Here is a 19,712-nt window from a genome sequence, read left to right as displayed (position 1 = left end):
CTAGATACATCTCCGCTGGCGAGTAACGGCGCACAGTATTGGTACTCTCGGCGGGATTGCAACCCTGAAGCCCGGTCACAATCAGATTAACGGGTGAGTTCGGCGATTATTCCTGCTCCGGAGCAAAAATACCTGAGGATAAATAGCGGTCGCCACGATCACACACAATAGCCACAATCGTGGCGTTCTGCAGCTGCAACGCCAGCTGCAACGCCGCATACACCGCACCACCGGATGAAACACCACAAAAGATGCCTTCTTCACGGGCCAGCTGGCGCATGGTGCTTTCCGCTTCGTGTTGGCCGATGTCGAGTATCTGATCGACGCGCTGACGCTCAAAGATAGTGGGCAGGTATTCTTCCGGCCAACGACGAATGCCCGGAATCGATGCGCCGTCCGAGGGTTGTAATCCGACAACGCAGACCGCCGGATTCTGCTCTTTAAGATAACGGGAGATGCCCATAATCGTTCCGGTGGTTCCCATGGAACTGACGAAATGGGTAATCCGCCCAGCGGTTTGTTGCCAAATTTCCGGGCCGGTGCTGACATAATGAGCCTCTGGGTTGGCCATATTGCCGAACTGGTTCAGTACCTTGCCTTGACCTTGGGATTGCATCGACAACGCCAGATCACGGGCACCTTCCATGCCGTTGCTGACCAGAATCAACTCCGCGCCATAGGCTTGCATTGCCCAGCGTCGCTCCATCGTGCTGCTGTCCGGCATAATCAGCATCATGCGGTAGCCCATCATCGCAGCGGCCATGGCCAACGCAATCCCGGTGTTGCCGCTGGTCGCTTCAATCAGCGTATCTCCAGGCTGAATTTCACCTTGCTGCTCGGCCAGGCGGATCATTGACAGTGCCGGTCGGTCTTTCACCGATCCTGCCGGGTTATTGCCTTCCAACTTCAGTAATATCTGGTTGCCGTCCGTATTGGCACCCATACGCTGCAATCGCACCAGCGGCGTGTGGCCGACGCAGTCAGCAATGGTTGGATAATCAATGTCAGGGGTCGCCAAGGTCGTCACAATAGTCACCTTACCTATTCTTTATATAACCAAATACGACACATAGTACGTGTTAATCCGACCATTCGTTAATAACAATTACTGATTTCTATATAGCTTCATAGAGCTTTTTACCACTCCTGAAGCCGCCTTTTTTATCCCTTCCCTGACCCTGGCTGAGCCCTTGCTTGCGCCACCAGCACAGGGAAATTGCTATTCCCGAACGCTTTCCGGACACTTTCCGTGCGTCTACCGGAGAACCGGCGAGTGATTGCGTGTACTGCTATTACTCAGTACTCTTCGTTTTCTATTTTCGACCTGCAAGCAGGTTGCCTGGCGAGCACCATGAAAACCTGGAATCTTCAACATCGCGTATTGTTAATGGGGCTGCTGCCAGGTCTTATTGTATCGTTGGTACTTGGCAGTTATTTTATCAGCCAGCGTTTTCGCGACCTCAACGATCTGCTCGACCAGCGCGCCCTGGCCATGGCAAAACAGCTGGCACCGGTCTGCGAATACGGCGTTACCATTGGCAACGTGGCCATTCTGCAGAACATCGCCAACAACATGTTGGAAGAACCGGACGTTCGCTCAGTCAGTATCTACAATCAGGATATGGAACTGATGGCCCATGCCGGGCCACGCATGATCAGCAACCAACTATCCGATTCAACGTTAAGGCGCGGCCAGTTACACCTGATGCATACCAGTGAATCGGTGCGGGTGCGCACACCGGTTCTGGCGCAAAACCTGGTCATTTCTGACCAGCTATCCACCCAGTTTTTTGCGGAACAAGCCGCTGAACCCAAGTTACTGGGATGGGCCGAACTGGAATTGTCGGTCAGTAATACCCGCCTGGCTCGCTATCAGCATGCCGCTTCGTCGCTGACCATGATCTTGGTAACGCTGATCAGCTGCTTTTTCCTCGCGGTACGTATCAGCCGCCAGATCTCCCGGCCAACCATCAGTATTCTGCAAGCCATTCATGCACTGGAAGATGGCAAATACGAAGCCCGGGTTCGTGTCGAAGGCGGTGGCGAATTGAGCGAAATGGCCAGCGGAATCAACAGCCTGGCAGCCGGACTGCAACAAACCAGTGTTGAACAGCAGCGCAGCATCGAGGAAGCCACCCGCGACATGCAGGAAACCATGGATGATCTGGAAATCCGTAACCGCCAGTTGCTGCTCGACCAACGCGAAGCCCAGGAAGCCAGTCGCCTCAAATCCGAGTTCCTTGCCAACGTCAGTCACGAACTGCGGACGCCGCTAACCGGTATCAAAGGCTATGTGCAGTTAATGGAACGTACTCGCCTCAGTGAACGGCAAAGCGATTATATCGACACCATGCGCAAGTCGTCCGATGACCTGATGCGCATCATTAACGACATTCTCGATCTGTCCAAACTGGAAGCCGGCAAACTGATTATTGACCACAGTGCCGTCAACCTCCGGGACGTTGCGGAAGATGTGTTAATTGCGTTAACACCGGATGCCATTAACAAGCAACTGGCACTGTCTCTAAAAATCGATACCGACGTTCCCTGTCAGTTGCAGGGTGATGAACTGCGCCTTAAACAGGTGCTGACCAATCTGGTTGGTAACGCGATCAAATTCACTGAATCAGGCTCAGTGGCTGTTTATATCAGTCTGATCAATGTCCGTAGCAACCAGGCCAGCATCAATGTTGACGTTCGGGATACCGGGATCGGGCTGTCTCTGGAACAGCAAAAGCGGCTGTTTAATGCCTTTAGTCAGGCCGATGCCAGCACTGCCCGGCAGTTTGGTGGCACCGGCCTTGGTCTGATTATCTCACGGGCCCTGGTGCAAGCAATGCACGGTGATATTCGCGTCGAGAGCCACCCGGGTGAAGGTTCGGTGTTCAGTTTTCACTTCAGCACCGATCTGGATAACAACCCTCCGGCCGCACTGGCAAGCCTGCAACCAGGCCACATTGCGATACTCGACGGACACCCGGACAGCAAACACAATCTGTGTACACTGTTGGCAGAATGGCAACTGGTCAGCACAGATTGTGTTTCAATCAAGGAGCTGGAGCAGTTGTTGCTAAGCACGACTGACAGACCGAACGCGGTCATTATCACCGTCGAAAGTGATTACCTTGGCAGCTCCTTGTGCCAGCAAATTTCCCGACAACTGGTTCCTTACGGCGTGCCAATTATTACCTTGGTAGACAGCCTCAGTCACGACCACCTGGATCAGCTGCGTCACTACGGCGCTTTTGCCTGTATGACCCGACCATTCAGCAGCCGCAAACTGCATGCACTGTTGTCAGACCTCCTGAACGGCGAATCAGTTGATGACGAACCACCTGCCCTGCTGCGGCAATTGCATCAGACACCCGGCCTTCCACCCCATATTCTCGCTGTTGATGATAATGACGCCAATCTGCGCCTGGTCGTTACCCTGTTGCGCGACCTCGGTCTGCCGACCTATGGTGCATCATCCGGTCAGGAAGCCATTAATATGATTCAGCAACAACATATCGATCTGGTGTTTATGGATATCCAGATGCCGGGAATGAATGGACTGGAAGCCACCAAACGGATTCGCACGTTACCGAACAAACAAGGAATTCCGGTAGTCGCATTAACCGCGCATGCCATGGCGGATGAAAAACAACAGCTGCTCAAGGAAGGCATGAATGACTATCAAACCAAACCTATCTCAATGGACCAACTGGCGCAGTGTATTTACCGCTGGACCGGTTTTATGCCACCAACCGAACCCATACAGGAAACGCCAGAAGCCGACTATGGCATGGATCCAGTGAATGAACAGAAAGATCAACCCGGACTGTTTTCGCTGGAGCTGGCGCTGCGCTGCGCCAGTGGCAAACCGGCACTCGCCTGCGACATGATGGATATGTTGTTAACCTCATTACCCAAGGAGCTGAATCGTATCCGGGAGCTGTGGGAAGAAGAAAATCTGGTCGACTTGCAAGCAGCGGTACATCGTCTGCACGGTGCATCACGTTACTGTGGTATTCCAGCCCTCAGACATGATCTGGAAGTGTTGGAGACAACGTTAAAGAGCAAGCAATTTGCAGCTTTGCCGGATCGGGTACGGTGTATGGTTGCGACTGCTGAAAAATTGCAACAATGGTCCACCCACTACGACTGGCGCAGCGCCATGACCAACAGCAACCAGGACTGAAACAGGTCACCCAGTCAACTAACGCGACAGCACGGCAAAGGCCAGTACCCACTGCTGTTCATCCGAGAGGCTGACCAGTGCCTGACAGCCTCCCAATTGATGCAAACGGTCAGCGGCAGCACCAAACAGTGCAACCACCGGTGCTCCCTGGGCGCTACGCAGAACCTCCAGTTGCTGAAAACCCACGCCTTGTGCTATCCCGGTTCCCAGGGCTTTTGCCAAGGCTTCCTTGGCAGCAAACTGCTTGGCCAGAAAGTTGATCGAACAACCTCGCGCCCGCCACACGTCTTGTTCAGCTGGGGTCAGAATGCGCTGTACCAGCCGTTCCCCCTTGCGACGAAAAACCGCCTCGATACGATCCACTCGGATCATATCGGTACCGACACCCATCACTGCCGGCGATAGAGCAACGGCCAGATTTGTTGCGGTCATGACGAGGCATCAGCCAGTAAGGTGCGCATCTCGGTAACCGCACGTTCCATACCCACAAACAGCGCATGGGCAACAATTGCGTGGCCAATATTCAATTCATTGATCTCGGCAATAGCCGCAATCGGCTCAACATTGTGGTAATTCAAGCCATGCCCGGCGTTCACGATCAAACCGCACTGATGCGCATACTGTGCCGCTGCCCGAATCCGTTGCAGCTCTTCCCGAACAGCCGTCGCTGCCGTTGCATCGGCATAGCGCCCGGTATGTAATTCGATCACCGGAGCACCTGTACGAACCGCAGCGTCAATCTGGGCCAGATCCGGGTCGATAAACAATGAGACAACACTGCCAACCTGCTTCAGGCGTGTCACCGCAGCAGTAATCTGGGTTTCCTGACCCATCACATCCAGACCACCTTCGGTCGTCAATTCTTCCCGTTTTTCAGGTACCAGACAGACACATTCTGGCTCAACTTCTTCGGCCAGTTGCAGCATGGCTTCGGTGACCGCCATTTCCAGATTCATGCGGGTGGTCAGGGTTTCTTTCAGTACGTAAACGTCACGGGTCTGGATGTGACGCCGATCTTCACGGGGATGAATGGTGATGCCATCAGCACCAGCCTGTTCAGCAACAAAAGCCGCTTGTACCGGGTCGGGATAACGGGTACCACGGGCCTGACGCAGCGTCGCTATATGGTCGATATTGACACCAAGAAGAACACGGCCGTCTTTGATCACAAAAATATCCTCAATCAGTTGGGTTTGAACGCTAGCAGCGATTAAAGCGGGAGTGATGCGATACTCACAGAGGGTTAAACATCAGCTGGCAGATCAAATAACCGGCGGCTGTTTAAAGGCTGCGCCAGCCATTCTGACAACGCTTGCCGCAGTATGTGCTTGGCGACCCGTAACTCAGGCAAGCGTAATTGTCCTTGATGAATCGCCAGTAACACTTGGCCGGGAAATCCCCCACTATCCCCAGTTGGCGCAAACCCGGACTGCGGATCAAAACAATAACGCTCCGACGCCCGAATCGCATCGCCTTTTGTATCCAGATGCCAGTGAAAGCCGAACCCCAGATCCGACAACAGCTGATACTCAAACATGCGTAACCAGGGTTCTTCCGCCTGTTGCCCGGTGAGAGCAGCCAGGGTGCGGATATATCGCTGATACATACCTGGCAAGGCTTCTCCCTGAGGTAACAGGCGAATCAACAGCTCATTCAGATAAGAAGCGCAAAACAGGGCATTCTCTGTCAGCACAAAGATGTGCCCAGGTTCGGCCAACACCAGTCGGGGCCAGTCTTGTTCTGCTTGCCATGCGCCACGATAGATTTGATGCAGTTGCAATGCTTGCCGTCTTGGTGCCAACAGTAGCCGATGACCATCTCGTTCACACAAGGCGTTCACCAGCCAGCCGGACTCACCCACCGGCCGCCGATGCAAAACCACCAGCGCTTGCATCAGGAACGATCGTCGTAACCCAGGCTACGCAGGGCTCGTTCGTCATCAGACCAGTTGGTTTTGACTTTGACCCATAGGTTCAGCATCACTTTGCAGTCAAACAGGATTTCCATGTCCTTGCGAGCATCCTGTCCGATTTGCTTGATACGGGAGCCGCCATCACCGATCACAATCCGTTTTTGTGACGGTCGCTCAACCAGAATCAGGGCACTGATTTCTGCCAGCCGACCGTCGTGGGTAAATTCTTCAATTTCAACCGTCATGGCGTAAGGCAATTCATCGCCCAGTTGGCGCATGATTTTTTCTCGCACCAGCTCGGCGGCCAAAAAGCGCGAACTGCGATCGGTAATCTGGTCTTCCGGGTAAAAATACTGAGCTTCTGGCAAATAACTGTTAATCAGCGATTCCAGCCGATCAACGTTACGGCCGGTCTTGGCACTCAGCGGCACGATCTGGGCAAACGCATAACGGTCAGACAAGGATTGCAGGTACGGCAACAATTCTTCGTCCTTGTCCTTGATAAAGTCGACCTTGTTGACCACCAGCACCACCGGAGCCCGCTGCTGGCTGACAGCCTGCAATACCATGTCGTCTTCATCGGTCCAGCGTGTCCGGTCAACCACCATAATGACCAGATCAACATCCTTGACTGCCATTGTGGCCGCCTTGTTCATATAGCGGTTGATGGCCTTTTCCTGACGCAGGTGCATGCCGGGTGTATCGACATAAACCACCTGAACATCATCTTCTGTCTTGATGCCTAATATCTGATGACGGGTGGTTTGCGGCTTGCGCGAGGTAATGGACAATTTCTGCCCGAGAATACGATTAAGCAATGTTGACTTGCCAACGTTGGGGCGACCCACGATGGCAACAAACCCGGTACGTTGTGTCATTTTTCTTCCTCACTGATGCCGAGTTGGGTCAGCAGCTGCATTGCAGCAGCCTGCTCTGCAGCCCGACGACTGGCACCTTCGGCGACCTCGGGTTCGGCATCCTGAATGCGAACTTCAACCTTGAATATCTGCTCGTTGGTTGGCCCGGTCAACGCCAGCACGCTGTATTTTGGCAGCGGTAAATGTTGACCTTGCTGATGTTCCTGCAAACGGGTTTTGGGATCCTTGATCGGATCTTCCAGTGACAATTCATCCAGCCGGGTTTTGTACCAGGTAAGAATACACCCGCGAGCCGCGTCCAGCCCGGCATCCAGATAGATAGCGCCGATAAGGGCTTCAACCGTATCGGCCAGAATGGATTCCCGCCGATGACCTCCACTTTTCAGCTCACCAGAACCCAGAATCAAGAAGTCTCCGAGTCCAAATTCACGGGCCAGGTCGGCCAGCGTCTTGCCCTTGACCATACGTGCACGCAAACGGCTGAGTTTGCCTTCACGAGCCAGGCCAAACCGCTGGTAGAGGTCTTCAGCGATAACAAAATTGAGAATGGAATCACCCAGAAATTCGAGGCGTTCATTGTTCGTGCCGCCTTTGCTGCGGTGGGTAAGCGCCAGGGTCACCAGTTGTTCATCATGAAAGGTGTACCCCAAACGCTGGGAAAGTTTTAACAGAGGGTCATTCACTTATTCAAATTCTTCGTGATGAGAAAATTGGCCAACGACATACAGGTTACCCATGAAATGCTCTTTGACTTCGTAATTCCAGTCCATCGTCAATACGCCCTTGCTGCGCGTCGCAACCAGGCCATCAAGGGAAATATTCAAGCTATTGGAACGAATACGGGCGGCCAACACTCCGTGCAAATCCTTGACCGAACTGGTACCGGTGACTGTTTTCGACTTGTGCATTGTTTCCAGCACCTGTTGCAGCATACGGTTGTCCCAATACATGGGAACAATGGCAATTCCTGCCTTGGCAACCACACCGACAACCAACAGGATCACCATGACAGCGTAAAACGACATACCAGATTGTTTTTTCATTAATCATCTACCTTGAGAACAGCCAGAAACGCTGATTGTGGAATTTCAACACTACCAATTTGTTTCATCCGTTTCTTGCCGTCTTTCTGCTTTTGCAACAGTTTCTTCTTGCGGCTGACATCGCCGCCATAACATTTGGCGGTGACGTTTTTGCGTAATGCCTTGATGGTTGTCCGAGCGACCACCTGATTGCCCATCGCCGCCTGAATAGCGACATCAAACATCTGGCGCGGAATCAGTTCTTTCATTTTTTCCGTCAGTGCTGCACCACGACGACGGACATTGTCGCGATGCATAATCACCGCCAAAGCATCGACCCGTTCACCGTTGACCAGTACATCCAGACGTACCAGAGGTGCTGCTTCAAAGCGGCTGAAGTTGTAATCCAGCGATGCAAAACCCCGGCTGGCAGATTTTAGCCGATCGAAGAAGTCCATCACCACTTCGCCCATGGGCAATTCGTACTTCAGAGATACCTGACTGCCCGTGTATTGCATATCAAGCTGGACACCGCGCTTATCGATACAGAGCGAGATGACGTTGCCCAGATATTCTTGCGGCACCAGAATATTGGCTTCCGCAATCGGTTCACGCATTTCAGTGATTGAGCCAATATCCGGCAACTTCGACGGGTTATCAACCTCAATAACATCACCCTTTTGGGTAACCACCTGATAAATAACCGTTGGCGCAGTCGTGATCAGATCCATGTCGTATTCACGCTCAAGCCGTTCCTGAATAATTTCCATATGCAACATGCCCAGGAAACCACAACGGAAACCAAAACCGAGAGCATCGGAGTTTTCAGGTTCGTAAAACAGCGAGGCATCGTTCAGCGAGAGTTTTTCCAGAGCGTCACGGAAGCTTTCAAAGTCATCCGAACTGACGGGAAACAACCCGGCATACACCTGTGGTTTGACCTTTTTGAAACCAGGCAACGCCCCGGTGTCCGGAAATTTGGAACTGACAATGGTATCACCCACGGGCGCACCGTGAATGTCCTTGATACCAGCCACCATATAGCCGACTTCACCAGTGCGCAGTTCTTTCTTTTCGTGACGTTTGGGCGTAAAGATACCGACGCCATCGACCAGGTGATCTCTGCCCGTGCTTTTGAGACGTATTTTATCACCCTTGCGAATAACTCCGTTTTTCACTCGAACCAGAGACACAACGCCAAGGTAGGAGTCAAACCAGGAGTCGATAATCAGTGCTTGCAATGGGCCATCAATATTTCCTTCAGGAGGCGGAATATGGGCAACCAGATCTTCCAGAACATCTTCTACATTAAGACCGCTCTTGGCACTGCAACGCACCGCTTCGGTGGCGTCCAGCCCAATAATATCTTCAATTTCCTGGGCGACTTTATCCGGATCTGCCTGAGGCAAATCCATTTTGTTTAATACCGGGCGAACTTCCAGACCTTGCTCAATTGCGGTGTAACAGTTGGCAACGGACTGAGCTTCCACCCCTTGCGCCGCGTCGACCACCAGCAATGCGCCTTCGCAAGCAGACAGGGAGCGTGACACCTCGTAGCTGAAATCAACGTGCCCGGGGGTATCAATAAAGTTCAGCTGATAGGTTTCGCCATTTCTTGCGACATAATCCAGCGTCACGCTTTGGGCCTTGATGGTGATACCGCGCTCGCGCTCAATATCCATCGAGTCGAGCACTTGCTGCTGCATTTCGCGATTGGTCAAGCCGCCGCAAATCTGAATAATCCGATCTGACAGCGTGGATTTGCCATGATCGATATGGGCAATAATGGAAAAGTTACGAATGTGGTCCAGGTGGCTCACAGAATGACATCCAGGCAGCAAAAGAAATGGGGCGGGATTTTACTTGAAAGTGGCATATATGGCTAATGAAGACTCAAACAGACCGCGCCGACAATGAATCAGACACAACAAAGGCAACCCTGAGGTTGCCCTTGTTGTGTCACAGTGAGCCTGCTATTTCGGCACGTGTAACGGGATAAAGAGCGCTGCACCACGACGAATGATGCGCATCGGCACATTACGATCATCTGGCAGCCCGGCAATGACCTGTTTAAAATCATCCAGATCGTTGATGTTTTCTCCGTGAATCATGGTGATTACATCTCCCGGCATCAAACCGGATACTGCCGCAGGGCCATCACTGACCGATTTGACCAGAACCCCGCCAGAACCCAGTTTGCGCCGCTGACTGTCGTCCAGTTCAGCCACCAGAACGCCCATTGAGTCACTGTCGAATTCACCGGGAGGGGTATTGGATGCCAGCGTTTGCGTATTCGATAACACTCCAATTTCAACATCAATGCGTTTGCGCTTGCCGTTTCTGACCAGGTCGATACGGGCACTGGTGCCGGGTTTTACCCGGCCAACCTGATGGGGTAAATCAGACGACAGATAAATGGCCTCGCCGTTAAAACGGGTAATAATATCGCCGCTTTTCAAACCCGCTTTCTCCGCCGGACTATCAGGAACCACCTGGGCTACCAGTGCGCCCGCTGCTTTATCCAGTCCAAACGACTCGGCCAGATCCTTGCTGACTTCCTGAATCACCACCCCCAGCCAGCCACGACTTACCTTGCCTTTTTCCTTCAGCTGATCAGCAACGTCCATGGCCACGTTAATCGGAATCGCAAATGAAACCCCCATAAAACCACCAGAGCGGGTATAAATTTGCGAGTTGATCCCGACCACTTTGCCATTCAGATTAAACAGCGGGCCACCTGAGTTGCCCGGATTGATCGCCACATCTGTTTGGATAAAAGGGACATAATTTTCGTTCGGCAAGCTGCGTCCTTTGGCACTGACAATCCCTGCCGTCACGGAATAGTCAAAACCGAACGGCGAGCCGATGGCAACGACCCATTCGCCAACCTCCAGCACATCGGAATCACCCAGTGCAACAATCGGCAAATCATCAGCTTCGACCTTGAGTAACGCCAGATCGGAACTCTCATCGGCACCGATCAACTTGGCTTCCAGCTCGCGCCGATCATTCAGGCGCACAACAATTTCATCGGCATCCTTGATCACGTGATTATTCGTGAGGATGTAACCGTCGTGGGAGACGATAAAACCGGAACCCAGCGATGTTTTTTCCTGCTCACCACGCGGCGAAGGCATTCGCTCGCCAAAAAAGTGCCGGAATATTTCAGGTACATCCTCAGGCAAGCCATAACGCTGTTGGTAGGAACCGGACAATCCGGCACTGACATGCTGTACCGTGCTGATATTAACAACCGCCGGAGACGCTTCTTTTACCAGATCTCGAAAATCCGGCAAGCTGGCATGCACTGCAGAAGCCAGTAGTAAGACAACGGGAAACAGTAATTTTAATATTCTGGTCATAGAGAGCCCTTAACAGCAATACCGAGATGATGATTAACACCAAGATAATGATGAACCAACGTAGCAAGTAAGTACTATAGATTCGATTTTGTGATCAGAATTCCGAACACACAGAAACAATTGCAGGAAGCCACTGGTGGCGTTTCAGATTGGCAATGTAACGAGCCAGCAGGAGTCCTCCTGCCAGACCCAGCACACCGACCAGCAAGGCAGCCACATCGCCACCGGATGCCTGTCCGGCCGCTGCGCCAAGAATCAGGCCGATCAGCGGAGTACCATAGAGTGTGGCCGCACTGGCTGCAAGACTGCCGGAGGGCAAATCCAGCACTACTTGCTGGCCGGGCTGAAGAACATACTCCGTTGCAACCCACAACCGTACCGGCTTGCCCAGACTGCTGAGCGTCGCCTGACCACATCCGGCACGGGCATTACAACTGCCGCAGGCACTTTGCTGCAGTCCTTCAACCCAAACACCACCGGCGGCGATTTCTTTCACTTCAACAACTTCATGTGGCATGGACTTATCTCCCCGACACCGGACTGTCACCAGCATGGCGAACAGACAGAGCTATCCGCTTGGCCGTCGCCATTGGCAATTCACCAACAACGGTAATGCGCATATTACGCTCACCATCACGCTGGTGGCGAACAACCGCAGCGGTCGCCCCCCAACGCCGACTCATATCAGGCATGGAATCCTGTTCTACCTGATCCACAAACAAAGTGAAGGCTGACAAGCCGTCACTGTACATCAACGCATCACGGCTCTCGATATCCCGCTCCACCGACTGGGTAAAACCGGGGGGCACCCATTGTGGATACCAGCCTTGCTGATGTTCAACAATCGTCACGGTTCCAGGGGTAGCAAGATGGGATACGTACGGATGACTGCCTGGCGGCACGTCAAATTCTGATGCTGGAATAGTCTGACCGATGGTAATTTGGGCAAACTGATAACGTTCGATCACCTTGCGCGACCGGTCAACCAGATCGGAACGTAATAACAGACCGGTTTTTTCATCCAGCCACAGGTTCTGACCAAAGCGGAAGGTATCGTTTGGAATAACCTGAATTTGCAAGGCATTACGCCCGGCGATTCTCTCTGGACGAGCTTGCCGAAGCTGGTAGTAGGAATCCAGTGCCGGCAGATGAGGATCAATCCCCGACAGCAGGTTGGCAGACTGATCATAAAGACGCAGTGCCTGATCATCAGGATGAGTGCAGCTGACGTCTTGCCCAGCCCGAATAATTTCTCTGGGGTTGCCCGTCAGATGGGAGATTTTCTCATATTCGACCCCATCCTCCATGGCGTGACTGATAGCCATGGTGTGCCAGAGCTGGTCATTGCCAAACACCAGAACGCCCTGGTAATTGGTTTCCTTGATGGCGTGAGACATACGTTCAAGCCACTGCCTGGGGTCAGTGAAACCTGCAACCCCGGCAGCCGAACCAGCGCCAGATGCCTGATCACCCGAACCTGCTGAACCGGCACTCGCAGGAGTTGCCAACACCAGTCCCAAGGTCAGAAGAAACCAGACAGACTTCACTGCTGGGCGTCTCCGCCTTGCTCAAAGCTGGTTACCCGGGCAAATGGCATTAACCCCCGACCGGTATTCAGTGCCGCATGCTCACTGTGTTGCATAACATAGTCATGCAGACGATTCTGGGCATCGCGTAACTGCTCTTCCGTCAATGTCGACTCAGCAGCACTGGTATCCGTTGATGCCAGGCCAACATTACCGCTATTAAAATTTAAGCCGGTTTCAAACGCAGCGGTCGCGGGGGCCGATACGGCAATATCCGAGCCAGCAACACGTTTGCTCTCTGCAGCTTGCACATCAGCCGATGCCACCGCATCCGCTTTCACCAAACCGACCTCATCGATTACCCGCACTCCCAGCAGCACTGCCAAAGTAACGGAAGCAGCAACAGCGCCAGACGCAATCCAGCCACTGCGCTTGCGCAGCGAGTGACCCGGCTCTGCGATAACTGAGGACTGGGCGTCATCATTATCGCTGGTTTGTCTTGCCGGTACTTCATCCATAGGTTCACCCGCGATGGCCTGCATAATCCCTTTGGACAAATCCATTGTGGTGACGGGTTCTTCACGCATCAGCGCACCCATCAACTGATAACGGCTCCAGCGCTCACGCAGCTCCTCATCTTGCTCAAACTGATTCAGAGCCCGGCGTACTTCGAGTTCATCGGCTTCACCATCGACCAGAGCCGAAAGAGATTCATTCATGCGATCATTCATTATTGTTACCTTCCAGACCGTCAAGCAGTGGCCATCAGCAATGGCTGCATTTTCTTGTCTATCGCTTCACGAGCCCGGAAAATCCGGGAGCGAACCGTACCAATTGGACAATCCATTGCTTCAGCAATTTCTTCATAGCTGAGCCCATCCATTTCCCTCAATGTAATTGCCATCCGCAAATCGTCTGGCAATGCTTCGATTGCACCGAAGACAACGTCGCGCAACTGATCTCGTTGCAGCAGCCCATCCGGCGTTTCAATATCCCGCATGGGACTATAATCACCAAAAAACTCGGCATCATCTGGATCGATGTCATGGGTCGGTGTTTTACGACCACGACTGACTAGGTGATTCTTTGCTGTATTCACAGCAATCCGGTACATCCAGGTGTAAAACGCACTGTCGCCACGAAAATTGGGTAACGCCTTATAGGCTTTTACAAACGCTTCCTGGGTCACATCCTGCGCTTCGGCAAAGTCAGAAATAAAACGCCCGACCAGTGACAGGATGCGATGTTGATATTTAAGCACCAGTAAATCGAAGGCGCGACGATCCCCTTTCTGAACCCTTGCGACCAGTTGCCGGTCCGTATTTTGATGATCTGTCATGCCTTGTTCCGACGCCTTATTGGGCTGTTTTGTCAAAATTGCTGTGCTGGTCACTGTACGGGCCTCCATTGTGGCTGTAAATGAAAGACCGACCCTCTATGGGAAAGTTCAGGAATATTTCTGCAACAAGTGTTCTGTCAGCGCTTTGACTGGCATTATAAAGCCATTCCGTTAACTGAAAGCTGGTGAAAATGAGCGAACAACTGACCTTCGATGTCCTCATCATCGGCAGCGGAGCTGCCGGTCTGACACTGGCGTTATCGCTGCCTTCACATTTGCAGGTCGCCGTTATCAGCAAGGATCAGCTTGATAGCGGATCGACACGCTGGGCACAAGGTGGTGTCGCTGGTGTACTGGATGCAACAGACAGTGTCGATGCCCATGTATCAGACACTCTGATTGCCGGTGCCGGGCTGTGTAACGAATCCGCAGTGCGCTTCACGGTAGAAAATTCCGCTTCCGCCATTCAATGGTTGATTGATACCGGCGTGCCCTTCACTCTTGACGGCATTGCCGAACAAGGTGGCGACCAACGTTTCCATTTAACTCGCGAAGGTGGCCACAGCGCCAGGCGTATCATTCATGCGGCCGATGCAACCGGACTGGCCATTTCAGACACTCTGATCGACCGCGCCAAGGAACAGCCCAATCTTCACTTGTTACACCAATACATCGCTGTCGATCTGATCACTCGAGACAAACTCGGTCTCGATGGGCAAGCCTGTATTGGCGCCTACTTCCTTGATAAGGATAACCGCAAGGTCGCTGCGATTACTGCCCGAGCAACCGTCCTGGCCACCGGCGGTGCCAGCAAGGTGTATTTATACACCACCAACCCGGATACAGCATCAGGCGATGGCATCGCCATGGCATGGCGCGCTGGCTGTCGCATTGCCAATATGGAATTTAACCAGTTTCACCCCACGTGTTTACATCATCCGCTCGCTACATCATTTTTAATCAGCGAAGCCGTGCGAGGTGAAGGTGGCAAGTTATTGCTGCCCGATGGCAGTCGTTTTATGGATCGTTTTGATGCCCGTGGCGAACTCGCCCCCAGGGACATCGTCGCCAGAGCCATTGACCACGAAATGAAACGCCTCGGGGCCAATTGCCTGTATCTGGATATCAGCCACAAACCGGCTGATTTTATTCGTCAGCATTTCCCGACCATCCTTGAGCGTTGCCTGGAACTGGGTATCGATATTCAGCGTGAGCCGATTCCCATTGTGCCCGCCTCGCACTACACCTGTGGTGGTGTTGTGACCGACCATTTTGGTCGCACGGATATCGATGGACTCTACGCGATTGGTGAAACGGCCTGCACCGGATTACACGGAGCCAACCGTCTGGCCAGCAACTCCTTGCTCGAATGCCTGGTCTACGCCCGGTCAGCAGCCACGCATATTATTGAAAGCCTGAACTCGGTACCCAACATTCCTGACGTGCCTGCCTGGGATGCCAGTCTGGTGACGGATTCTGATGAAGATGTGGTAATTGCCCACAACTGGGATGAATTGCGCCGCTTTATGTGGGACTACGTGGGGATTGTCCGAACCACCAAGCGGCTGCTGCGCGCCAAGCATCGGGTACAATTATTACGGCAGGAAATTCAGGAGTTCTACAGCCATCATCGGGTTACAGCCGATTTATTGGAACTGCGCAACTTGGTCGACGTCGCCGAAATTATCATTCGCTCCGCCCTGCTGCGACGCGAAAGCCGGGGCTTGCACTACAGCCGGGACTACCCCAATCCGTTACCAAGAGCATTTGACACTGTAACAACAGCCAAACATTTGCGTGAACTGGGAGAACTTTAACGTCAACGATTCACCCAATAACAGCACGACCGACAGTTACAACTCACTGTAAAGCACACGTTGCAGCGCCTTGAAATGCTGCACAGACTCAAAGTCACGGCAGCGTAACACCAGGCCCTGCCAGGGCCAGATCGAATACCGTAAAACCAGCAAACGACTACGCCGGACACTGCCCGGCCGCCAGCGTACCTGACGGATATTGCCACTGCGGTATATCAACCGCCACGGCGGGGAAGCGGCTGTCATGTCGCTTTCCGGTAACTTCTGCAAACAGATAACAGGGTCTTGTTTCCAGTACCAGAGCCAGTAAACCGCAACAGTCAGCAGGCTGGCAAACAATGTCAGCCACAGACCGTAACGGAACACAGACAGCATCAGGCAAAACGCCAGCAGTGCCAGCACATCCAGTACGATCTGCCAGCGCCCGGTTCGAAGCTGCCATGCCAGCTCAGGGGGTTCGTGCATGCTCCAGCACCCGCAAAACAATTTTATGGATCTCTGGATCTTCCGGAACAACCCGCTCCAGAAACCAGGCAAACAAATCGGTATCTTCATGCTCAATCAGCGCCTGATAACGTAATTGATCTTCATGCTCCAGCGTGCGGTAGACTTTTTCAACAAAAGGTATCAGCAGCACATCCAGTTCCAGCATACCGCGACGGCTGTGCCACCACAGACGTTTAACTTCAGTTTCGTCGATCACATTACTCTCCTGTTCAATGGCCTCAGTATATCAGCGCGACAACCTCCTTGAACCTGCAACATCGACTGTATTAACCCCATGTGGGTCATGCCCCAGCAGCGCAAACCGGGGTACACTGGCTTGAAGGAGGAGTCTATGAACAATATCCATACTGCACCAACCCCGTTAGATAACCAGCTGCCCTGCTTCTCACTGTTAGAAGTGACAGGCCCTGATGCTGCCCGACTGCTGCAAGGCCAACTGACCTGTGATGTTACCGGGCTGGCCGATGGCCAGTGGACATTAGGGGCTTGTTGTAATGCCAAAGGGCGAATGGTTGCCAACTTTCTGTTAGCTCGAACAGACGATCGTTTCGTCTTTCGACTGGCGGCAGATCTGGTCGAATCATTTCAGCGTCACCTCGGTAAATATGCAGTGTTTTACAAGGTAACACTAACACCACTGCAGGCCGCCATCTTCGGTTACCAGATGCCAAACCCAAAAGCGGAACACTCCGTGCTCAACATCGACGGTCAGCTGTTACTGAACTGGCCAGACGGCAGGGTTGAACAATGGGCTGATACAGCGCCAGACTCTCTGGCGGATACCGTGCCACTGAGTAGCGCAGCCTGGCAACAGCTCGATATTCAATCAGGACTGGTATGGGTCACCCAGGCGAGCGTCGAACACTGGATACCACAGCATATCGCCTGGGATAAACTGGGCGGCGTCAACTTCAAGAAAGGCTGCTACACCGGACAGGAAGTTGTCGCCCGCGTGCAATATCTTGGCAAAGCCAAGAAACAGCTGGTGGGTGCTGCCAGCACGCCCCGCTCTTCGGCTGCTTTTCAGCCTCCAAGCCTGCTAAGCAATATCGAGGCTGCAGGCAAAACCGTCGGTGAAGTAGCCAGTTGGAATGGAGACTGCGGTTTACTGGTTTTGAATGGTGAGCCACAAGGAGCACTGACGCTCGAAAACGATACCCCCATTACCATAACCCCACTGCCCTTTGCCACCAGCAGCTCGCCAGAATCGGCGTAGATTATAGATCCGCAAAAGGATGGTGTTGCCGTTCCCACGGTGATGCCATCAGCGCTTTTATCCAGTCATCAGGGACGCTGGCTGGCGTTGCATGCTGCCATCTGGGGGTCGACCCTCGCTCAATCAGCAACGCCCGGATACCTTCGACCAGATCTGGATGCCGACAGGCTTGCCAAGCCATTGCCAATTCCAGTCGTGCGGCTTCGACCAAGCTCATACGCCAGCCAGCAGCAAGCTGTTCAACCACCAGTCTGGCCGATGCCGGACAACCAGCATGATGCTGCGTTAACCCGCGCTGGATCCAGTCATCCTGATACGGGTTCGCAGCCGGTAGTGCTACCTTTCCCTGCCTGATCACAGGCTCCATCATTGTTGTGATAACGGACTGTGTACGCTGCCAGTCACTGGCTGGTGCGGTAACAGCCGATTGGGACTGCAAGCGGCTTAACAAGGTACGCACCAGCAACTGATTGTCGGGCGTGCGGCTACTCCAGCTGAGCTGGCGTAATTGCCCAATCATTGCTTCAAGATCGCCATCCGCCAGCTGATAGTCGATCAAATGCTGAGATAAGGCATCTGTCGAAGTGACAGGTACGCCGGTTAATCCCATCCAGTGACCCAGAGCCGAATCTATACGCGACAAATACCAGGTACCCAGTACATCCGGAAAAAGTCCGATACGCACCTCGGGCCAAGCCAGCTGCATCGACTCGGTACCAATACGGTGATTGGCGGTCAGAAACAACCCGAGTCCCCCACCCATTACATAACCGTGCCCCCAGGCAATAAGTGGTTTGGTAAACCGGTGCAGCTGTATATTGGTTTTGTATTCCAGCTCAAAAAACTGATCCGCTCGCTTGAGTCCGTTGGCATCAGCGCAGGCAATGCCATCGTAAAGCTGGCGAATATCACCACCACTACTGAAACAGCGCCCCTCGCCACGAATAACGACAGCAACAATACGCTTGCTCTGCTGCCAGCGTGCCAACCGGCGTCCTATCGCCTGGATCATCTCCTGGGTTAATGCATTCATCGCCCGGTCGCGGTTCAGGCTCACCAGACCAATCTTGAAGCCGCCCCTGGCGGACAGTGTCTGAAATGTAACGTCGGAAGGTGTACTCACACTTTTATTCCTTTGGGCTGGATGCTGGCCGGATCTTTCCAGCTCGGAGAAAACCTCTGAGATGGTACACTCCACTCAAATCCGAGCCAAAACGAATCTGTTATGACCATTGTCTTATCCGTGCTGATCGTGTTTTTACTGGCTGGCACCATTGGCACCCTGTTGTATCTGACCCAGGATGAAGCAGGCAAATCCCGCCGCCAACTGGCACAACAAATTGACGCGGAATATCAAGGTTACGCAGCCCTGGATCACGAACTCAGAGCCGCCGGATTTGACTTATTTCACCACAGCCAGATTCGCCACGGGCGGCACCAACTCCGTGGTCACTGGCACGGGCGAGCGTACAAGATCATGGACTACCCGGTGATTGCCGCCAGCGGCATCTCCCAACAAACGCTGATTCTGATCGAGTGCGATAGTAAACACGTTGGTAAACTGAAGGCCACACCTGCAAAAAATCATCAATCACGTCAGCTCGACCAGTTTGTAGATCCACAGCCTGATGCATTCATCCGTTTGCAGGCCTCTGAGCTGCCACCATCCCTGCGCCAATGGAAGATCGCTGCCATCAAACCCCATGCGGTACGGATAAAACTGAACGGCAATTTCAGTCATTGGCTTGAACAACATGACACCGTCAGCATCGAATTGAGCGATACTTTTTTACTGATTTACCGGCCAGACAGCCTCTTGTTGGCAGACAATATCAGCTCCGCTCTTGCCCTGGCCAAGGATCTTGCCGACATATTAGAGACATAAAAAAACCGCTACATGAGCGGTTTTTTTATGTCTGGGAGCCAGAGCCTGTCTGGCTTAGCAGGCTGTTC

The 19,712-nt window shown here is 53.0% G+C and carries 20 protein-coding genes; 4 read left to right on the top strand and 16 right to left on the bottom strand.

Translation table 11 applies throughout. The features are described 5' to 3' along the window. Window positions 1–106 precede the first annotated feature (106 nt). A complete protein-coding gene (gene cysM / locus WG929_RS13700) occupies window positions 107–1,003 on the bottom strand; it encodes a cysteine synthase CysM (RefSeq protein WP_416206517.1) in 897 nt (298 codons plus the stop codon). Between the two features lie 270 nt (window positions 1,004–1,273). On the opposite strand from cysM, the gene WG929_RS13695 reads away from it, so the two are divergent. After that, window positions 1,274–4,180 (top strand): response regulator, encoded by a 2,907-nt coding sequence (locus WG929_RS13695; RefSeq protein ID WP_416206491.1) that lies wholly within the window; start codon window positions 1,274–1,276, stop codon window positions 4,178–4,180. Between the two features lie 18 nt (window positions 4,181–4,198). On the opposite strand, the gene acpS is transcribed toward WG929_RS13695, so the two are convergent. From acpS to rpoE, 12 genes are all read right to left on the bottom strand, one after another. Continuing rightward, window positions 4,199–4,612, bottom strand: a complete 414-nt coding sequence (gene acpS / locus WG929_RS13690) for a holo-ACP synthase (RefSeq protein WP_416206490.1) — start codon at window positions 4,610–4,612, stop codon at window positions 4,199–4,201. Further along, a complete protein-coding gene (pdxJ, locus tag WG929_RS13685) occupies window positions 4,609–5,349 on the bottom strand; it encodes a pyridoxine 5'-phosphate synthase (RefSeq protein WP_416206489.1) in 741 nt (246 codons plus the stop codon). Before pdxJ ends, acpS begins: the two co-directional genes overlap by 4 nt. 74 nt (window positions 5,350–5,423) lie before the next feature. After that, entirely contained in the window at window positions 5,424–6,074 is a 651-nt protein-coding gene (recO, locus tag WG929_RS13680; RefSeq protein ID WP_416206488.1) for a DNA repair protein RecO, read from the bottom strand. Beyond that, complete coding sequence (era, locus tag WG929_RS13675) at window positions 6,074–6,970, bottom strand: GTPase Era (protein ID WP_416206487.1); 897 nt, start codon at window positions 6,968–6,970, stop codon at window positions 6,074–6,076. The genes recO and era overlap by 1 nt, the downstream gene beginning before the upstream one ends. After that, a complete protein-coding gene (rnc, locus tag WG929_RS13670) occupies window positions 6,967–7,653 on the bottom strand; it encodes a ribonuclease III (RefSeq protein WP_416206486.1) in 687 nt (228 codons plus the stop codon). Before rnc ends, era begins: the two co-directional genes overlap by 4 nt. Next, window positions 7,654–8,013, bottom strand: a complete 360-nt coding sequence (locus WG929_RS13665) for a DUF4845 domain-containing protein (protein ID WP_416206485.1) — start codon at window positions 8,011–8,013, stop codon at window positions 7,654–7,656. It lies immediately after the preceding gene. Next, window positions 8,013–9,812, bottom strand: a complete 1,800-nt coding sequence (lepA, locus tag WG929_RS13660; protein WP_416206484.1) for a translation elongation factor 4 — start codon at window positions 9,810–9,812, stop codon at window positions 8,013–8,015. Before lepA ends, WG929_RS13665 begins: the two co-directional genes overlap by 1 nt. Before the next feature lie 153 nt (window positions 9,813–9,965). After that, complete coding sequence (locus tag WG929_RS13655; protein WP_416206483.1) at window positions 9,966–11,354, bottom strand: DegQ family serine endoprotease; 1,389 nt, start codon at window positions 11,352–11,354, stop codon at window positions 9,966–9,968. A gap of 94 nt (window positions 11,355–11,448) precedes the next feature. Next, complete coding sequence (locus WG929_RS13650; RefSeq protein ID WP_416206482.1) at window positions 11,449–11,871, bottom strand: SoxR reducing system RseC family protein; 423 nt, start codon at window positions 11,869–11,871, stop codon at window positions 11,449–11,451. Between the two features lie 4 nt (window positions 11,872–11,875). Next, entirely contained in the window at window positions 11,876–12,901 is a 1,026-nt protein-coding gene (locus tag WG929_RS13645) for a MucB/RseB C-terminal domain-containing protein (protein ID WP_416206481.1), read from the bottom strand. Next, window positions 12,898–13,599: a sigma-E factor negative regulatory protein gene (locus WG929_RS13640; RefSeq protein ID WP_416206480.1), complete on the bottom strand. Its 702-nt coding sequence runs from the start codon at window positions 13,597–13,599 to the stop codon at window positions 12,898–12,900. Before WG929_RS13640 ends, WG929_RS13645 begins: the two co-directional genes overlap by 4 nt. Window positions 13,600–13,631: 32 nt before the next feature. Next, on the bottom strand, window positions 13,632–14,219 hold the full coding sequence (rpoE, locus tag WG929_RS13635) for an RNA polymerase sigma factor RpoE (protein WP_416206479.1): 588 nt from the start codon (window positions 14,217–14,219) through the stop codon (window positions 13,632–13,634). Window positions 14,220–14,410: 191 nt separating this feature from the next. On the opposite strand from rpoE, the gene nadB reads away from it, so the two are divergent. Then, on the top strand, window positions 14,411–16,036 hold the full coding sequence (gene nadB / locus WG929_RS13630) for an L-aspartate oxidase (protein WP_416206478.1): 1,626 nt from the start codon (window positions 14,411–14,413) through the stop codon (window positions 16,034–16,036). Between the two features lie 36 nt (window positions 16,037–16,072). Here nadB and WG929_RS13625 read toward each other — a convergent pair whose 3' ends face one another. Both WG929_RS13625 and WG929_RS13620 read right to left on the bottom strand, forming a co-directional pair. Continuing rightward, window positions 16,073–16,501: a hypothetical protein gene (locus WG929_RS13625; protein ID WP_416206477.1), complete on the bottom strand. Its 429-nt coding sequence runs from the start codon at window positions 16,499–16,501 to the stop codon at window positions 16,073–16,075. Continuing rightward, window positions 16,485–16,739 (bottom strand): FAD assembly factor SdhE, encoded by a 255-nt coding sequence (locus WG929_RS13620; RefSeq protein WP_416206476.1) that lies wholly within the window; start codon window positions 16,737–16,739, stop codon window positions 16,485–16,487. Before WG929_RS13620 ends, WG929_RS13625 begins: the two co-directional genes overlap by 17 nt. Window positions 16,740–16,874: 135 nt before the next feature. On the opposite strand from WG929_RS13620, the gene ygfZ reads away from it, so the two are divergent. Next, window positions 16,875–17,759, top strand: coding sequence for a CAF17-like 4Fe-4S cluster assembly/insertion protein YgfZ (gene ygfZ / locus WG929_RS13615; RefSeq protein WP_416206475.1), 885 nt, complete (start codon window positions 16,875–16,877; stop codon window positions 17,757–17,759). Between the two features lies 1 nt (window position 17,760). Here the strand turns inward: ygfZ and WG929_RS13610 are convergent, their stop codons facing one another. Beyond that, window positions 17,761–18,882 carry an enoyl-CoA hydratase/isomerase family protein gene (locus tag WG929_RS13610; protein ID WP_416206474.1) on the bottom strand — a complete coding sequence of 374 codons (1,122 nt, stop codon included), beginning with the start codon at window positions 18,880–18,882 and terminating at the stop codon, window positions 17,761–17,763. Window positions 18,883–18,984: 102 nt separating this feature from the next. Here WG929_RS13610 and WG929_RS13605 point away from each other — a divergent pair, with 102 nt between their 5' ends. Then, on the top strand, window positions 18,985–19,644 hold the full coding sequence (locus tag WG929_RS13605) for a hypothetical protein (protein ID WP_416206473.1): 660 nt from the start codon (window positions 18,985–18,987) through the stop codon (window positions 19,642–19,644). Window positions 19,645–19,712: the final 68 nt, after the last annotated feature.

The organism is Oceanobacter antarcticus, from assembly GCF_044962685.1.
In the GTDB taxonomy this organism is placed as follows: Bacteria; Pseudomonadota; Gammaproteobacteria; order Pseudomonadales; family Oceanobacteraceae; genus Oceanobacter; species Oceanobacter antarcticus.
The sequence above is the reverse complement of the archived record's forward strand: the minus strand, read 5'-3'. Positions and strand labels throughout refer to the sequence as shown.

Excerpts from the sequence above, each read along its gene's own strand:
- acpS (WP_416206490.1), bottom strand. The coding sequence starts at position 4,612 with ATGACCGCAACAAATCTGGCCGTTGCTCTATCGCCGGCAGTGATGGGT.
- recO (WP_416206488.1), bottom strand. The coding sequence starts at position 6,074 with ATGCAAGCGCTGGTGGTTTTGCATCGGCGGCCGGTGGGTGAGTCCGGC.
- era (WP_416206487.1), bottom strand. The coding sequence starts at position 6,970 with ATGACACAACGTACCGGGTTTGTTGCCATCGTGGGTCGCCCCAACGTT.
- WG929_RS13665 (WP_416206485.1), bottom strand. The coding sequence starts at position 8,013 with ATGAAAAAACAATCTGGTATGTCGTTTTACGCTGTCATGGTGATCCTG.
- WG929_RS13655 (WP_416206483.1), bottom strand. The coding sequence starts at position 11,354 with ATGACCAGAATATTAAAATTACTGTTTCCCGTTGTCTTACTACTGGCT.
- WG929_RS13650 (WP_416206482.1), bottom strand. The coding sequence starts at position 11,871 with ATGCCACATGAAGTTGTTGAAGTGAAAGAAATCGCCGCCGGTGGTGTT.
- WG929_RS13640 (WP_416206480.1), bottom strand. The coding sequence starts at position 13,599 with ATGAATGAATCTCTTTCGGCTCTGGTCGATGGTGAAGCCGATGAACTC.
- rpoE (WP_416206479.1), bottom strand. The coding sequence starts at position 14,219 with ATGACAGATCATCAAAATACGGACCGGCAACTGGTCGCAAGGGTTCAG.
- nadB (WP_416206478.1), top strand. The coding sequence starts at position 14,411 with ATGAGCGAACAACTGACCTTCGATGTCCTCATCATCGGCAGCGGAGCT.
- WG929_RS13625 (WP_416206477.1), bottom strand. The coding sequence starts at position 16,501 with ATGCACGAACCCCCTGAGCTGGCATGGCAGCTTCGAACCGGGCGCTGG.
- ygfZ (WP_416206475.1), top strand. The coding sequence starts at position 16,875 with ATGAACAATATCCATACTGCACCAACCCCGTTAGATAACCAGCTGCCC.
- WG929_RS13605 (WP_416206473.1), top strand. The coding sequence starts at position 18,985 with ATGACCATTGTCTTATCCGTGCTGATCGTGTTTTTACTGGCTGGCACC.